This is a genomic window from Micromonospora sp. LOL_015, from assembly GCF_048060275.1.
Lineage (GTDB): Bacteria > Actinomycetota > Actinomycetes > Mycobacteriales > Micromonosporaceae > Micromonospora_E.
Window position 1 is genome coordinate 192,595 of record NZ_JBHMIO010000001.1, and the last position, 15,885, is coordinate 208,479.

The 15,885-nt window shown below is 71.1% G+C and carries 16 protein-coding genes; all 16 read right to left on the reverse strand.

Annotated features, from left to right (window positions below; genetic code table 11):
- Positions 1-129: 129 nt before the first annotated feature.
- Entirely contained in the window at positions 130-1,608 is a 1,479-nt protein-coding gene (locus tag ACFHWU_RS00820) for an AAA family ATPase (protein ID WP_416568011.1), read from the reverse strand.
- A 200-nt stretch (positions 1,609-1,808) separates the two neighbouring features.
- A complete protein-coding gene (locus tag ACFHWU_RS00825) occupies positions 1,809-3,092 on the reverse strand; it encodes a hypothetical protein (protein ID WP_416551746.1) in 1,284 nt (427 codons plus the stop codon).
- 59 nt (positions 3,093-3,151) lie between these two features.
- A complete protein-coding gene (locus ACFHWU_RS00830; RefSeq protein WP_416551745.1) occupies positions 3,152-4,093 on the reverse strand; it encodes an RluA family pseudouridine synthase in 942 nt (313 codons plus the stop codon).
- A complete protein-coding gene (lspA, locus tag ACFHWU_RS00835; RefSeq protein ID WP_416551820.1) occupies positions 4,090-4,716 on the reverse strand; it encodes a signal peptidase II in 627 nt (208 codons plus the stop codon). Before lspA ends, ACFHWU_RS00830 begins: the two co-directional genes overlap by 4 nt.
- A gap of 56 nt (positions 4,717-4,772) precedes the next feature.
- Positions 4,773-5,192 carry a TraR/DksA family transcriptional regulator gene (locus tag ACFHWU_RS00840; RefSeq protein ID WP_278174555.1) on the reverse strand — a complete coding sequence of 140 codons (420 nt, stop codon included), beginning with the start codon at positions 5,190-5,192 and terminating at the stop codon, positions 4,773-4,775.
- A gap of 397 nt (positions 5,193-5,589) precedes the next feature.
- Positions 5,590-5,880 carry a DUF167 domain-containing protein gene (locus tag ACFHWU_RS00845; protein WP_416551819.1) on the reverse strand — a complete coding sequence of 97 codons (291 nt, stop codon included), beginning with the start codon at positions 5,878-5,880 and terminating at the stop codon, positions 5,590-5,592.
- Positions 5,881-5,965: 85 nt separating this feature from the next.
- Positions 5,966-6,538, reverse strand: coding sequence for a hypothetical protein (locus ACFHWU_RS00850; protein ID WP_416567981.1), 573 nt, complete (start codon positions 6,536-6,538; stop codon positions 5,966-5,968).
- A gap of 52 nt (positions 6,539-6,590) precedes the next feature.
- Complete coding sequence (locus ACFHWU_RS00855; RefSeq protein WP_416589590.1) at positions 6,591-7,397, reverse strand: DivIVA domain-containing protein; 807 nt, start codon at positions 7,395-7,397, stop codon at positions 6,591-6,593.
- A 40-nt stretch (positions 7,398-7,437) separates the two neighbouring features.
- Positions 7,438-7,743 (reverse strand): YggT family protein, encoded by a 306-nt coding sequence (locus ACFHWU_RS00860; protein ID WP_123602596.1) that lies wholly within the window; start codon positions 7,741-7,743, stop codon positions 7,438-7,440.
- A 25-nt stretch (positions 7,744-7,768) separates the two neighbouring features.
- On the reverse strand, positions 7,769-8,446 hold the full coding sequence (locus ACFHWU_RS00865) for a cell division protein SepF (RefSeq protein ID WP_416551742.1): 678 nt from the start codon (positions 8,444-8,446) through the stop codon (positions 7,769-7,771).
- Between the two features lie 186 nt (positions 8,447-8,632).
- The gene (locus ACFHWU_RS00870) at positions 8,633-9,373 is read right to left on the reverse strand and encodes a YggS family pyridoxal phosphate-dependent enzyme (protein ID WP_416589591.1); all 741 of its coding nucleotides are present in this window, start codon (positions 9,371-9,373) and stop codon (positions 8,633-8,635) included.
- Complete coding sequence (ftsZ, locus tag ACFHWU_RS00875) at positions 9,370-10,488, reverse strand: cell division protein FtsZ (RefSeq protein WP_416551740.1); 1,119 nt, start codon at positions 10,486-10,488, stop codon at positions 9,370-9,372. Before ftsZ ends, ACFHWU_RS00870 begins: the two co-directional genes overlap by 4 nt.
- 290 nt (positions 10,489-10,778) lie before the next feature.
- Positions 10,779-11,516, reverse strand: coding sequence for a cell division protein FtsQ/DivIB (locus ACFHWU_RS00880; RefSeq protein ID WP_416551818.1), 738 nt, complete (start codon positions 11,514-11,516; stop codon positions 10,779-10,781).
- A gap of 188 nt (positions 11,517-11,704) precedes the next feature.
- On the reverse strand, positions 11,705-13,138 hold the full coding sequence (gene murC, locus ACFHWU_RS00885) for a UDP-N-acetylmuramate--L-alanine ligase (RefSeq protein WP_416551739.1): 1,434 nt from the start codon (positions 13,136-13,138) through the stop codon (positions 11,705-11,707).
- A 21-nt stretch (positions 13,139-13,159) separates the two neighbouring features.
- Positions 13,160-14,266, reverse strand: a complete 1,107-nt coding sequence (gene murG / locus ACFHWU_RS00890; RefSeq protein ID WP_416589592.1) for an undecaprenyldiphospho-muramoylpentapeptide beta-N-acetylglucosaminyltransferase — start codon at positions 14,264-14,266, stop codon at positions 13,160-13,162.
- Between the two features lie 127 nt (positions 14,267-14,393).
- Positions 14,394-15,800, reverse strand: a complete 1,407-nt coding sequence (locus ACFHWU_RS00895) for an FtsW/RodA/SpoVE family cell cycle protein (protein ID WP_416551817.1) — start codon at positions 15,798-15,800, stop codon at positions 14,394-14,396.
- Positions 15,801-15,885 lie beyond the last annotated feature (85 nt).

Here is a 15,885-nt window from a genome sequence, read left to right on the forward strand (position 1 = left end):
TCGTCACTCACCGTACTCATTGCGGTGGCGCAGCGACATAGCTTGATCAGACACGGCCCCGCAGAATCGGTCGTAGGGTCACCCCCACGATCGGCCGACCAACAGTTGACCGATCGTGGGGTGGCACCGTCAGCGGACGAACGGCTCCAGCATCATCGAGGCCGCCTGCAGCCACGCCTGCCGCGTCTCCGGCTGCAACTGCACGTACTCGATCGACGATCCGGTCTCCAGCGCCGGATCGTAGGGGACCACGGCCACCGCCCGGGTCCGGGTGGCGAAGTGCTGGCGCAGGTCGTCGAGCAACGGCATCGCCCCCGGGCTCGGGCAGGACAGCAACGTCACCGCGTTACGTACCAGGTCGCCCATGCCGACGTCGTCCAGCAGGTCCAGCATCCAGTCCGCGGTGAACGCCGCGTCCTCCCGGGGCACACAGGTGACCACCAGCTGATCGGCGGCCTGCAGGACGGTCTGCCAGTTCGCGCTCTCCACGTTGTTGCCGGTGTCCACACAGATCACGTCGTGGGTGCGGCGGAGCAGCTCCAACACCCGCCGTACGGTGTGCGGGTCGAGACGCTGCGCAAACCGAGGGCTCTCCTCACCGGCGAGTACGTCGTACGAGCCGTCGGAGGCGTGCCGGAGGTAGTCGTCGAGCCGGTCGGTCAACTCGTAGCCGTGCGCGCCCTCGATCTCCACCAGATCGGAGATCAGATGGCGGATGGTCCGGGCATGTCGGGCGCTGCCGGCCCGCAGGCCGAGCGTGCCGCGCAGCTCGTTGTCGTCCCAGGCGAGCACCCCGCGGCCACGGACGCTGCCGATCGTCGCCGCAGCGAGGACGGTCGCCGTCGTCTTGTGCACCCCGCCCTTCGGATTCGCGAACGCCAGCACCCGCGGTATGCCGAGGTTGCGCCGCAGGATGCCAGTGGCCCGGTCGACCTCGGCGTCGGGCCGACTCTCCCGCCACTCGATCCGCGCCGGATATCCGCCGCCGCCGTCCGGACCCGGCGGGTACCCCGGCCCCGGCCCGGCCCGGCGGGGCGGCTCGGCGACCGGCGGATAGCCGCCCACCTCGGGGCCGCCCGGGAAACCCTGCTCCTGGGGTGGCGGCACACTCGGGCGCACCGGGCGAGCGCCCCGGTCCGGAGGAGGGCCGGGCATCACCGGGTAGCCGGGCGCGTAGCCACCCGGGGCTACCGGGCCCGGAGGCGGTGCCAGCGCGGCGTACCGACCGGCGGCCGGTGCCGGTGGACCCTGGTCGGCCGGATAGCCGGGATCCGCCGGATAGCCGGGATCGGCAGGGCGGCCAAGGCCTGACGCGCGACCGGGACCGGCTGGATGGCCGGAGTCGCCCATCCAGCTGGAACCGGTGGGATTGCCCGGCTCCGGGTGGTGACCCGGCACCTGCGCGACGCCGTTGGGCACCTGCGCGGTTCCGCGACCGTTCTCCCGAGAGCGGGGCGCCGCCCCACTGCGATCCGCAACCTCTGGCTGCTCACCGGTACGGCCACCGAGGCGAGCCCGGTCGAGCAGCGCACGCCAGCGCGGCGCTGGTTCGGCAGGCCGGCCCCAGCCGGACTCGGTGCCCTCCACGGCTCGCCCTCCCAGCGCTATCGGTCCCCGCCTGACAGGCTACGAAGCTAGACCTGTTCAGGCCACACCGCCAAAGGCCCGTTGTTCGCCCCTACCGGCCATCTCTGCCGGACTCCCCCAGTCCGGTCACCGCAGCCGTCACCTTACGAGGATCGTGGCGGCACCGGGGGTAGCGTACGGAACCGAGACACCGGTGGTCGATACCGGCCCGCTACCAAGGTTCACCGGGGGTGCTCCGGGCAGCCCGACGGTCCGACGGTGGCCGACGACGCGCCGGTCTGGAACGGGGTACAGCCAGCCGGCGTGGCCGGACGGCCCGCACCGCTGGTCGACCTGCCCGACGGAGCCGTGGTCGGGCTCCCCGACCCGGCCGACGGGTTGGCCCGACCCGCCGGGTTTCCAGGAGCTGCCGGGTTTCCAGGACCGACCGGGTTTCCAGGAGCTGCCGGGATCCCAGGACCGGCCGGCGACGTGTCGGCTCCGTCCCGGGTGCCGACGTCGGCGTCCGGGGCGGAATCGGCGCTGTCCGGGGCGGAATCGTGGTCGGGCGCGGGCCCGGTCTGCGCCCCTGGCCCCACGTCCGGGGCGCCGTCGGTCGCCGGAGCAACGCCGGTCGGGCCACCGCCGACCGCACTGTCGGCCGCACCGCTCGGCTCGGCGGCCAGAACATCGAACGGCAACCCGCTGCTGGTGAGCGCGGCGTCGCCAATCGGCACCACCCCGTCGTACTCCGGTAGCGGAGGCAGGAACACCGCCCGGTCCAGGCGGCGGACCTCGGGCGCGGGATCGACGGCCCGGACCTCGGCCAGCCGGGCCAGCCTGCGCAGGTCTACCGGGACGCCCTGGACCACCGCTGCGAACACGCAGGCACAGTGCTCGCGGTAGGCGGCGGCCTCGGCGGTGGCCACCCGGGCGCCCTTGTCGTAGGCCAGCCACTGGTCCAGGTCGGCCGCCCGGCCGAGTTCGGCGACCCGGCGGCGGTAGTCGGTCGCCTGCCTGTTCTTTCGCTCGGTGACCTGATCCATCCCGGTCAGCACGTCCTCGGGCAGCTGGAAGGCCGGCATCCGGATCACCTGAGTCTTCTCCCGTCCCAGCGGGACCCGGGTGTAGACCTCCACGGCGGACACTCCGGACAGGACAGCGGCGAGCCGGTCGGGTGCCAGATATCCATCGAAAGTCACCAGTGCGTAGCTGTCGCCAGTCGACCCGGCCGGGGCCGGATCCTCCGGTAGGGTGGCCAGCTCACCACGAACCGCCCGGAGGTAGTCGGGTATGGACTCGCCCTCGGCTACTCCCACCTGCACGATGTCGTCCACCGCGCGGACGGCGCCGTCGTCGTGATCCACCGCCCAGACGGCGGCGACCAGCACCGCGCTGATCGACACCCCGGCCACCCCGACGAGCAGCTGGGGACGGACCGGTCGCTGCGCGAGCCGGACGGCGGCGTCCACCAGGATCGGCAGCAGCCGTCGGTCGATTCGCCGCAACAGGTCGCCGGCACGCACGGGCGACTCTCCTTCCCCGATGGCGGGTGGACGCTGAGTGACCGCGTGTTCGCCGGCTCTCAATCGCCGAGCACGGCCAAGGCACGCTTCAAGTCGTCAGGGTAGTCGCTGTGAAAGCGAACTTCCTCCACCGTACGGGGGTGTAGGAAACTGAGCGCACGGGCATGCAGCCACTGGCGGGTCAGTCCGAGTCGGGCGGCGAGTGTCGGATCCGCACCGTACGTCAGGTCACCTAGGCACGGGTGCCGCAGCGCGGAGAAGTGCACCCGGATCTGATGGGTGCGGCCGGTTTCCAGGCGGATGTCGACCAGGCTGGCGGCGGGGAATGCCTCCACCGTCTCGTAGTGGGTGACGCTGGGTTTGCCGCCCGAGACGACCGCCCACCGGTAGTCGTGGGTGGGGTGGCGGTCGATCGGGGCGTCGATGGTCCCGCGTAACGGGTCGAGATGCCCCTGTACGACGGCGTGGTACCGCTTGTCCACCTCGCGTTCTTTGAACGCACGCTTGAGTACCGAGTACGCGCGCTCGCTCTTGGCCACCACCATCAGCCCGCTGGTGCCGACGTCGAGCCGGTGCACGATGCCCTGGCGTTCGGCCGCGCCACTGGTCGCGATGGTGTGACCGGCAGCCGCCAGACCGGCCAGCACGGTCGGGCCGGTCCATCCGGGGCTCGGGTGCGCCGCCACGCCGACCGGCTTGTCCACCACCACGATGTCCTCGTCGGCATACTCGACCCGCAGCCCGTCGACCGGTTGGGCGATCACCACCGGAGCCGCGACGGGCGCCGGCAGGACCACCTCCAGCCAGGCACCGGCGGTCACCCGGTCGGACTTGTGCCGGGTCACCCCGTCCACCGCGGCGTCGCCGGACTCCACTAACGCGGCGGCCGCAGTGCGGGACAGTCCGAACAGCCGGGAGACGGCCTGATCGAGCCGGGTGCCGTCGAGCCCGTCGGGCACCGGCAGCGACCGTCGCTCCCCATGGCGGGCAGGTGTGGTCAACGGTCCACCTTTCCGGACAGCCGGCGGCCGTCGCGCTGTCGGCCGGTCAGTTCCAGCAGTACGGCAAGGAGTACGCCGACGACCAACGCGCTGTCGGCCACGTTGAAGATCGGGAAAACCTGGCCGTACGGATGGAAGACGCTGAACATGTCCACCACATGGCCGAGAAGGGGCCCGGGGGCGCGGAACACCCGGTCCAGGAGGTTGCCGAGCGCCCCACCGAGGACCAGCCCGAGCGCCACCGCCCAGGGCAGCGACCGCAGCCCTCTGGTCAACCAGCCGATCCAGCCGACGACCGCCACGGTGACGAGCGGGAATATCCAGGTGTAGTCGGATCCGAGGCTGAACGCCGCACCGCTGTTGCGGATCAGCGTCAGGTAGAGGGCGCCGCCCAGCAGGCGGACCGGTTCCCGGTCGGTCAGGGCGCTGATCGCCCACTGCTTCGCGCCGAGGTCGACGAGCAGTGCCGCCGACGCGACCAGGGCGAAGACCCACAGCGCACGTCGGCCGGTGCCCGTCACCGGCTGGCCGGTGACGGGCACGCCAGGGCCCGCTTCAGGTGCTGGCGGGGCGTCGCCACCGGCGTTCGGAACGTCCGGGCGCGGATCGCCGTCGGCGGACAGACGCCTCTCCCTTCTCAGTGGAGCGGCTCACCCGCGTCGGGCCCGTCACCGCCCGGCTAGCGCCGCTCCTCGATCTGCTTGCAGGACACGCAGAGCGTGGCCGAGGGGAAGGCAGCGAGCCGCTCGACCGGAATGTCCGTGCCGCACCGCTCACACCAGCCGTAGTTACCCTCGTCCAGCCGCTCCAGCGCCCGCTCGACCTGGTTGATGCGATCCAGGATGCTCTTGGCGAGGGAGATCTCCTGCTCCCGCTCGAACGTCTTGGTGCCGGTGTCGGCCTGGTCGTCGCCGGCCGAGTCGGTCAGCCGTTCCCGCTGCAGCTCGGTGATCTCGCTCAGCGTCTGATCATACTCGGCTCGCAACTCGTCCCGACGGGCCTGCAGGGCAATCTGGATCTTGGTGGTCTCGGCCGCGCTGCGCGGTGCCCGGGCCGCTCGCCCGCGGGCGGCGGTCTTCGTGTCGGCTGGCTTCGCCATCGTCGCTCCCTCGGCCGCGTCACCCGCGGCGATCGGCAGTGCCTGTACGGGATCCTCCGGCGTCGGCAGGCCGGACGGTACACGGCGCGGCGCGGTGGACAGGGTCTCCCGACCCGGCCGGCACCTCGCTCCCGTCAGCTCGGCCATGCTGCCCCCAAAGCACAAAACGGGCGTACAACGGGTCCGTTGCACACTCCGGAGATTCGCAAGGATACGGAACGTGAAGACATCCGACAACAATGGCACAGCTTTCGTCCGGTGATGCACCGATTTGCCTGGCCAGATCGAGCAGAAGAGAACGACGACGCGGCGTGCGCCGACATATCACCCAAGAAGGACAGTTGCCGCGCCTTGTCGAGGAGTGTGCCGCGTGGTCGGGGTGTCGGTGGTCAACCGTTCACCCGTCCCGCAGCCGCCGCAGCCGGGCGTCCAACGCCTCGGCCTCGTCGGTGGACACGGTGTCCACCGAGAACAGCTTGTCCCGACTGGCGGCACCGGTCCGTAGCGTGACCCGCCGGGTCGGCACGTCGAGCGCTGTCGCGAGCGCATGCCGGGCCGCCTCCGTCGCACGGCCGTCCACCGCCGGGGCAGTGACCGCGACGATCAGCGCCGGTCCCTGCGGGCCGGGGTGACAACCACCGATCCGGGCGCGGGACGCACCGGGCTTGACCCGGACGGCGACCACCAGGCCGGTCTCCGGACGCCCGCTGGCACCGGCGGCCGGCCGGGTGGGCCGGCGGCTGCTCGCACGGGACACGAAGGAAGCCGCCTGTTCAGACGCGGCCGGACTCGGCCAGCAGGGTCCGGTTCGGCTGGCAGAGCCCACACGGGGTGAATCCAAGTTCCAGGGCCTCCCGCACCGGCAGCGGCTCACCGTCCCTGGCCACCAGGTGCAGGCAGCTCGCCCGGTGGTAGCGGGGCCGTCCGTCGACCACGATCACCTCGGCATCGAGCCCGGCCAGCCGGGCGTGATCGGTTTCACCCGTCTCCTCGACCGCCGGTTCGTCGGGCGGGTCGTCGTCGGCTGCCCCGCTGCCGAGACGGTCGTCGGCCGGGTCGGTCGGCTGCCGACCGACCGGCGCGGCGAATGACCGTTGACCAACCCACTGGTCCGGATCGGGGCCAACGCCGAACTCAGGCCGGGAAACCGGCTCCGGGTCGAACGGGCCGGTGCGCAGGTTGCCGGCCCGGGCCGCAGCGGCCTGCCGAGCACCGACCACGAGAGCCACCGCCGCGAGCAGACTGGCGACGATCGAGCCGACCAGCAGCAGGCTGGACCCGCTCGCCAAGCCGAACACGAGCAGAGTGACGGCGACGAGGATGAGCACCAGACTTGCCACTATCACGGCTCACCCCCGCCGCCTCGTTGCTGACGTACCCCCCGCGAGAGGCTCGGCCTCAGCGGCCGGCCTCCAGCGCGCCGGACCGCCCACCGCCGTAGGAGCTGGCCAGGCCGGCGGTCGCCAGACCACCACCCGACGCGGAGCGGCCGCCCTCGACCCGCCCCATCTCGGCCTCGAGGCCCTGCCCGCGACCGTCCAGGTCGCGCAGCTGGCTCTCCAGGTACGCCTTGAGCCGGGTGCGGTACTCCCGCTCGAACTGCTTGAGCTCCTCGATGTGCTTCTGCAGGGCAGTTCGCTTGGCGTCCAGGCCACCCATCGCCTCCTGGTGGCGCTGCCGCGCGTCCCGCTCCAGTGCGTCGGCCTTGGCCCGCGCCTCGCGGGTGACCTCCTCGGCCTTGGTGCGGGCGTCGGTGAGCAGCTTGTCCGCCTCCCGGCGGGCGTCGGAGACGTGGTCGTCCGCCGTCCGCTGGGCCATCATCAGCACCCGCAGTGCCTGCTGCTCGCCGTCGCCGCCGCCACCACCGACGACCGGGCCACCGGCCGACCTGACCTGCTCCAGCTCGGCCTGCATGGCACGGGCGGCCTGCTCGGCGGCGGCCTTGTCCCGCTGTACGCGGTCGAGCTGGGCCTTCATATCGTTGAGCTCCGCCGCGAGACGCGGGTCGCCACCCGGGCCCGCCGGCCCGCCACGACCTCCGCGCTCCACCTGGGCGCGCAGCTCGTTGTTCTCCTCAATCAGACGGGCGAGCTCACGCTCGACCTCGTCCAGGAAGGCGTCGACCTCCTCCTCGTCGTACCCCCGCTTGCCGATCGGAGGCTTTTTGAAGGCGACGTTGTGGACGTCGGCCGGGGTTAGCGGCATCGAAACTCCTCGGGTCAGTTGCGGCCGCGTAGCGCGCCGGTCAGTTGGTTGCCCTGATCAGCGGCTCCACCACGAACGTGATCAGCACGAACAGGATAACCAGGAGCACAAGGGAGGCCAGGTCGAAGCTCACGGTACCAATTCGCAGTGGTGGGATCACCCGCCTCAACGCCTTAAGGGGGGGATCAGTGACGCTCCACACCGATTCCAATCCGGCTGCGGCACCCCGACCGGGTTGCCAGCGTCGACCATACTGAAGCACCGCGCTCAGGACAAACCTCGCCAACAGGGTGAGCAGAAAGACGTACAGCAGCAGATACAGGACTTGAAACAAGATTGACAACACGGCAGGCGAGGTCCTCGGGTCAGGGCTAGCCCAGGCTGAAGAATCCACCCTCGGCTATCTTGGCCTTGTCCTCCGCGGTGACCTGGACGTTGGCCGGTGAGAGCAGAAACACCCGGTTGGTGACGCGTTCGATCGTACCGCGCAGACCGAACGCCAGACCGGCAGCGAAATCAACCAGACGGCGGGCGTCGGCCTCATCCATCTCGGTGAGGTTGATGATCACCGGCGTGCCGTCGCGAAAGTGCTCCCCGATCGTCCGGGCCTCCCGGTAGGTGGTCGGGTGCAGCGTGGTGATCTGGTACCGCTGCTCCTCCTCGGCGACGACCATCCGCTCCCGCACCACGGGCTGTGGCGCCAGAGCCAGATTGTCCCTGGTCGGGTAGCTGGCCGGCGCGGCCTCGGCACCGGCCCGGGTGATCGATCGCACACTGGCACGCTCACCCCGGTCGGGATCCAGACCCCGGTGCTCCCGCTCGGCGGCCCGGGCCTGCAGCCGCTCCGACGGCCGCAGCCGCTCCACCGGTGGCCGCGCGCGTGGTGGCGGGTCGTCCGGCTCCTCGTCGTCGGCGAACTCGTCGGCGTACCTGTTGTCGCGGTATCGCGACTCTCGGTAGCCACCCTTGTCGTAGCCGTCGTCGTAGCCCTGGTCGTCGTCCTCCTCGACCAGACCTAGCCAGACCCCCGCTTTGCGCAGTGCACCCATGCCGCGCCCCTCCGTCCGCCGTGCGGCACGCGCCCCCGCCGTGCCGCTGTCGCGCGTGAACACTGCAGTGCCCACCGGTCCGAACCGGCTCCCCGCCGTGACCGATGTGCGGTCACGGACGTCGACCCCCGACGACGGGGAGCCCGGCTCAAACAACACTGATGTAGTTTGGTATCCGCCGCCAGGCTACCGTAGCGTTGGGCGCTTTCCGAGCAACGCACTTCCGACACGGACATGTGTCGCGCCGGCGTTCACCGCCGCCTCCAGGTCGGCGCTCATCCCGGCCGAGACCATCCACGCCTCCGGCGCGGCGGCTCTGAGCTGGGCAGACACCTCCGCCAGCCGGGCGAACGCCGGCTCCGGCGGCTGGTCGAGCGGAGCCACCGCCATCACCCCGGCGAGTCGCAGATCGGACGTGCCCAGGACGCACTCGACCACCGGCCAGAAGCCGGTCACCGCATCCGCCGAGTCCGGCAGCGCGCCACCACGCCCCGTCACGCCGTCCAGGCTGACCTGCACCAGCACGTCGAGCGGTCGACCACGCCGACCGGCGGCGGCGGCCAGGGCCCAGGCCAGGGGCACCCGGTCGACCGAGTGCACCAGGTCCGCGTAACCCGCCACCGACCGGCACTTGTTGCGCTGCAACTGGCCGACGAAGTGCCAGCGCAGTCCGGGCGCGCCGGACGGTCCGGGGGCCAGCTCGGCGACTTTGGCCGCCGCCTCCTGGTCCCGGTTCTCGCCGACGTCGGTGACCCCGAGTTCGGCCAGCAGCCGCACGTCGGCGGCCGGATAGGTCTTGGTCACCGCGATCAGTGTGACGCTGTCCGCCGGCCGACCCGCCGCCGCCGTGGCGGCGGCAAGCCGGGACCGTACGGCGGTCAGCCGGTCGGCCAGTTCCGCACGTCGCCGTTCGGTGTCGACGGTCATGACCCGTTCTTGAGAAAGTCCGGGACGTCAACGTCGTCGAAGAGCACCCGGCGGGTCTGCTGGGTCGGCGTCTGAGGCGCCGGGGCGACAGCCGGGCTGGCCGGCGCGGCCGGTGATACCGGTGCGGCCGGGACCTTACGCGGACCCTCGGCCGGCTTGTACGCGGGAGCCCCACCGTCGAAGCCGGCCGCGATGACGGTGACCCGCACCTCGTCGCCCAGCGCGTCGTCGATGACCGCCCCGAAGATGATGTTGGCGTCGGCGTGCGCCGCGTCGGTGACCAGTTGTGCCGCGTCGTTGATCTCGAACAGGCCGAGATCGGAGCCACCGGCGATGGAGAGCAGCACCCCCCGGGCACCGTCCATGCTCTGCTCCAGCAGTGGGCTGGAGATCGCCGCCTCGGCCGCCTCGACCGCCCGGTTCTCGCCCCGGGCACTGCCGATCCCCATCAGCGCGCTGCCGGCCCCGCTCATCACGCTCTTGACGTCGGCGAAGTCCAGGTTGATCAGGCCAGGCGTGGTGATCAGGTCGGTGATGCCCTGGACACCGGAGAGCAGCACCTGGTCGGCCTGCCGGAAGGCGTCCATCATGCTGATCCCCCGGTCACCGAGGGCCAGCAGCCGATCGTTCGGGATGACGATCAGCGTGTCGCACTGGTTGCGCAGCTCCTCGATGCCGGCCTCGGCCTGCACCTGGCGTCGCTTGCCCTCGAAGGAGAACGGCCGGGTGACCACGCCGATCGTCAGGGCACCGAGCTTGCGGGCGATGTTGGCCACCACCGGCGCCCCACCGGTGCCGGTACCACCGCCTTCACCGCAGGTGACGAAGACCATGTCGGCACCCTTGAGCACCTCTTCGATCTCGTCGCGGTGGTCCTCCGCGGCGTTCTTGCCGACGTCCGGGTTCGCCCCGGCGCCGAGGCCCCGGGTCAGCTCCCGGCCAACGTCGAGCTTGACGTCGGCGTCACTCATCAGCAACGCCTGGGCGTCGGTGTTGATCGCGATGAACTCGACGCCCTTGAGGCCAACCTCGATCATCCGGTTGACGGCGTTGACTCCGCCTCCGCCGATGCCGACGACCTTGATGACCGCCAGGTAGTTGTGCGGAGGTGTCATCGGGGTGCCTTCCCTTCGAGAGTGGCGGGCGCCGGCCTGACCCGGCCCACTGGGACCACGGAGGACAGACCCGTCGGTACACGAGAGCGGGGGCGAACCCTCACCCTCTACTAGAGGCTTAGAGTTATGTCAACCACTGAACCTCTCCGGGCAACGTATGCGCACGTACCGCGTGATCCAAGGACCATGCTGGGCGTGTCGCAGGCCGCGCCGGGCCGAGCCAGTCTCGGCAGCCCGTAATGTACCTTCTTCACCGAGCCGTCCTGAAATCACCCAGACGACATGCCGGATCAGCGGATGGTCACCACGTCCGGCGCGCTGACGTCGATCACGCTGCCGTCCTGCACCAGCAACGCGTCGGCGACCCGGGCCTTGACCGCATTCTCCGTGGCGTCACCCCAGATCACCACCCGGTCGTCGGCGATCCGCAGCTCGATCCCGGCCGGGCCGCTGACCACCATCTCCACCAGCACCTCACGTAGCTGGGCGGTCAGCGACTCGAGCACCCCGACCGCGTCGCGGACCAGCGCCTGGTCGAACTCGGCCGTATCCAGCCGGACGACCGCCAAGTCGTCCGGGCGCGCGGCCAGTGTCCGGAAAGCCACCCCGGCCCCATCGACCACCACGAACGCGTCGCCTCGGGGCACCACGGCGGCCGGTACCCGCTCCACCACGGTGATCACCACCGTACCCGGCCAGTCCCGGCTCGCCACCACCCGCTCCACCGCAGCCAGGCCGGAGACCCGGTCAGCCACCGCGACCAGATCCACCCGGGCCAGTGGGGTTCCCGGCGGAATCTGCGCGGCCTGCCGTACGTCCGACTCGGTCACCAGCTCCGCCCCAGCGACCCGGACCTGTTCCACGCCGAACACCGAGGTCGCCGAGACCACCCACCAGCCGACCGCGGCCAGGGCCGCCAGGCCGCCGGCCACCGCCCAGGGCAGCGCGGCCCGCAACCGTCGTCGCCGGGCCCGGCGCATGAACCGCCGGACCGACGGCGGCACCGCCTCCCGGCTCGCTCGAACCAGCCGCCAGCGGCCGGTGGACCCGTCCGCGCCGCCCGGCTGGCGCCGGGTGTGTCCGCTGTCCGCTCCCGCCGGACCGGACCGGGCGGCAGGCACCCCGGCCCGACCAGTCCGACCTGCCGGGCGGACATCGCCGACCCGACCGGCGCCGGACCGGCCCGAGCCGGGCCGCGGCGAGCGACCTGGCGGGGTCATCCTGCGTCAGCCGCCGCAACGGCGAGCGCGGAGAGCAGTTCGTCACCCAGCAACGAAATCGGTGGAGCGCCCATCGTGACCACCAGGTCACCCGGCTGGCAGCGGCGGACCACCTCCGGCGGGACGTCCTCCCAGGACGGTACGAACACCTTTTGATCGTCCGACAACGGGACGTCCGCCGTCAGCGCCACCCCGCCCTCGCCCGGCTCCCGCAGCTCACCCGGTCCGAACACCTCCATCACGATCACCTCGTCGGCGATCGCCAGGGCAGCGGCCAGCTCGGCCTGCAGGTCCCGGGTCCGGTAGACCCGGTAGGGCTGGAACACCACCACCAGCCGTCCGGCACCGGCGACCTCCCGCATGGTGTGCAGCGCCGCGGTCATCGACGTCGGGTGGTAGGCGTACTCGTCGTAGACGGTGACGCCGCCGACCGAGCCCTTGCGTTCGAAACGGCGCCGTACCCCGGGAAACGCGCCCAGGGCGGCGACCACGTCACTCAACGGCAGCCCGAGGCGCAGCGCGGTGAGCACCGCAGCGGCGCTGTTGAGCCCGAGATGCCGGCCGGGCACCGGCAGGGCGATCTCGCCGAGCGTCGTACCGTCCAGCGTGGCCAGATAGCGGACCCCGGCTGCGGACGACGTGATCTCGGACAGCCGCAGATCTGCGTCAGCGGACTCGCCGTAGGTGTAGACGGTCCGACCCTGGTCGCGCAGCGCCTCGGTGAGCTGCCGGGTCCCGGGGTTGTCCGCGCAGGTCACCACGAACCCGTCCGGATCGGTCAACCCGGCGAACTCGGCGAAACCCGCAGCGAGCCCGGCCAGATCACCGTACGTGTTCAGGTGGTCCGCGTCGATGTTGGTGATGATCGACACGAACGGGCGGTAGAGCAGGAACGAACGGTCACTCTCGTCGGCCTCGACAACGAAGTACTCACCCGTACCGTGGTGGGCGTTCGAACCCACCTCGGAAATCTCGCCGCCAATGACGAACGACGGGTCTTCGCCGGCCCGCTGCAGGGTCAGGGTCACCATCGAGGTGGTCGTGGTCTTGCCGTGGGTGCCGGCGACCGCGATGGTCCGCCGGCCGGTCATTGCCGCCGCAAGGGCCTCCGACCGGTGCAGCACCCGCAGCCCGCGCCGACGGGCGGCCGCCAGCTCCACATGGTCGGCCGGGATGGCGGTGGAGTAGACCACCGTGTCCACCCCGTCGAGATTGGCCTCCTCGTGGCTCATGTGAATGGTGCCGCCGAGCGCCCGTAGCACCGCCAGCGACGGCCAGTCCCGCAGTTCGCTGCCGGTCACCGGGATCCCCCTGGTCAGCAGCAGGCGGGCCAGGCCGCTCATCCCGACCCCGCCGATACCGATCAGGTGTACGGTCCCCAGCTCCTCGGCGGTGAGCGTGCCGGTGGGGGCGAACTCGGTGATGTTCACGTGGTCACCTTCCCGTGCGGGTCATCGGGACACCGCCTCGTAGACGAAGTCGAGCAGCGCCTCGTCGCCGTCGCGGCGACCGTACTGCGCCGCCGCCGAGCCCATCGCGGCCAGCCGCTGCGGGTCGCGGGCCAACGGGACCACGACCTGCTCCACCCAGGCCGGGGTCAGTTCGGCATCATCGACGAGCAGACCGCCGCCGGCCTCGACCACCGGCAGCGCGTTTCGCTTCTGCTCCTGATTGCTGTGCGGATAGGGCACGTAGACCGCAGGCAGTCCGATCGCGGCGACCTCGGCGCAGGTCATCGCACCCCCCCGGCAGACCATCAGGTCGGCTGCGGCGTACCCGAGCTCCATCTCCGACAGGTACGGCAGCGTCACGTACGGCACCGGCAGATCACTGGGTACCGAGACCGGCTCGTTGCGGGCACCGATCGCGTGCAGCACCTGGACACCGGCCCGAGCCAGCTCCTTGGCCGCACCGGAAACCGCCAGGTTGATCGACCGGGCACCCTGGGATCCACCGGAGACGAAGACCGTCGGCAGATCCGGCCGCAGCCCGAAGTGCGCTCGGGCGGCTTCCCGAGTGGCCGCCCGGTCCAGCCCGGTGATGGATCGGCGCAGCGGCACTCCGACCACCCGGGCGTCGCGCAGCGACTCGGCCTGGCCCGGCTGGTGTGGGAAGCCCACCGCGACGTGCTTGGTGAACTTCATACCCATCCGGTTGGCCACCCCCGGAGGCACGTTCACCTCGTGCACCACGATCGGCATCTCACGACGCCACGCCGCCAGGTAGGCCGGTACGGACACGTACCCGCCGAAGCCCACCACCACCTCGGCCCGTACCTCGTCGATGACCTTGCCGGCGGCGCGGGCGGCCTTGAACATCCGGTCTGGTGTACGCACGAGGTCCATGCTGACCGACCGAGGCAGCTGATGTGCGGGGATCAACCGCAGATCGTACCCTTTCGGCGGAATCAGCTCGTTCTCTAGCCCTCTGGGGGTACCGAGACAGGTGATCTGCACGCTCGGGTCGTGCCGACGCAGACAGTCGGCGAACGCCAACAGCGGGTAGATGTGCCCACCGGACCCCCCACCTGCCAGCACCACCGATCGCAGCGGACCCATCAGCATCTCCTCTCGCTCGACTCGGTGGCCGCGCGGCGGACCCGACGGGACCACCGACGGCTTACGCGGCACGCCGGGCGGTGCGTACGGGGCCCGTCGACCCGGATGCGCGCTTCGCGGGGGTACGTTAACGCCCGTCCCGTCGCCGTGGCACACGGGGCGGCGCCGATTCGCTCTGGCTACCCGACCGTGACGTACCGCGACCGCCCGGCTGCCCGGTGCCGGCCCGCCGCGGTCCGACGCCGGTCATCCGCGGCTTGGCCGGGTGGCGCTGGCGGGGCATCGGCGGCAGCGGGGCCCAAACTAGTCGCACCCAGCGGGCCGGCGGACGGGCGTTGAGCGCTCGGGCGGCGTCGGGTTCGGCCCGGGCGAACGACGCCAGCATGCCGATCGCGGCGAGCGTCACCACCAGCGCGCTGCCACCGGCGGAGATGAACGGCAGCGGAATACCGGTGATCGGCAGCAGCCCGATCACCCCGGATATATTGATCACCGCCTGACTGATCAGCCAGCTGGCCGCCGCGGCGGCGGCAAGTCGCCGGAACGGGTCGTCCACCCGACGGGCGATCCGCAACGCGGTGTACGCGAGGACCGCGAACAGGGCCAGCACCACGACGCAGCCGACCACCCCGAGTTCCTCGGCGACGATGGCGAAGATGAAATCGTCCTCGGCCTGCGGCAGGTAGCCCCACTTCAACCGGCTGGAGCCGAGCCCTTCACCGAACCATCCCCCGTTCGCGATCGCGTACCTCGCCTGCAGCGCCTGGTAGCAGTCGTCGACGCACTGGTCCGGTGGGGTGAAGAACGATGTCAGCCGGGCCAGCCGGTAGTTGTCCGCGTCCTGGGCACCGGAACCGGCGCCCTGCCAGGCGGCGGCGATCAGCAGGCCGATGCCGACCAGCCCGACCGCGCCCAACGTGGCGAAGATCCGCAGCGGTACACCGGCCGCCCAGAGCAGCCCGACGACCAGGGCCAGGATGCACAGCATGGTGCCCAGGTCGTTGTAGCCGACCAGGAGGAACAGCAGGCCGACGGCGGGGAACAGCGGGATGGCCAACTCCCGCCAGTGACCCAGCTCGGCACCCTTGCGGGCGATGACGTCGGCACCCCACAGCACCAGGCCGAGCTTGGCCAGCTCGGACGGTTGCAGCTGGAAGGAACCGAAGTAGAGCCAGAGCAGCTCCGCCTCCACCGGACCGACCCGGGCGGCCTGCCAGCCCGCCAGCGTGGACACCAGCAGCAGGCCGTTGAGCAGTAGCAGCAGGGCGACCGCCGCGCCGAGCACCACGATGCCCAGACTACGAAACGTTGCTGCCGGCAGCCGTTGGCAGATCCAGAACGCGACCAGACCGATCACCGCGAAGGTCGCCTGCCGGCTCAGCACGCTGAACGCGCTGCCGTCGTCGATGTACGCCTTGATGCTGGTCGCGGAGAAGACCATGGTCAGGCCGATCATCAGCAGCAGCCCGCTGCTGAAGATCAGCAGATAGTACGACGCGAGCGGCCGGGCCAGCAGACCACGCAACGCGGCCAGTCCGCCGGTCGGATCCAGCCGGGCCGCAGGGCCGTGCCGATTTGGGACAGGCCGGTCCGCAGCGGTGCCAGGCCGATCAGTGACG

Excerpts from the sequence above, each read along its gene's own strand:
- ACFHWU_RS00840 (WP_278174555.1), bottom strand. The coding sequence starts at position 5,192 with ATGGCGAAGCCAGCCGACACGAAGACCGCCGCCCGCGGGCGAGCGGCC.
- ACFHWU_RS00855 (WP_416589590.1), bottom strand. The coding sequence starts at position 7,397 with ATGCCGCTAACCCCGGCCGACGTCCACAACGTCGCCTTCAAAAAGCCT.
- ACFHWU_RS00865 (WP_416551742.1), bottom strand. The coding sequence starts at position 8,446 with ATGGGTGCACTGCGCAAAGCGGGGGTCTGGCTAGGTCTGGTCGAGGAG.
- ACFHWU_RS00870 (WP_416589591.1), bottom strand. The coding sequence starts at position 9,373 with ATGACCGTCGACACCGAACGGCGACGTGCGGAACTGGCCGACCGGCTG.
- ftsZ (WP_416551740.1), bottom strand. The coding sequence starts at position 10,488 with ATGACACCTCCGCACAACTACCTGGCGGTCATCAAGGTCGTCGGCATC.
- murG (WP_416589592.1), bottom strand. The coding sequence starts at position 14,266 with ATGGGTCCGCTGCGATCGGTGGTGCTGGCAGGTGGGGGGTCCGGTGGG.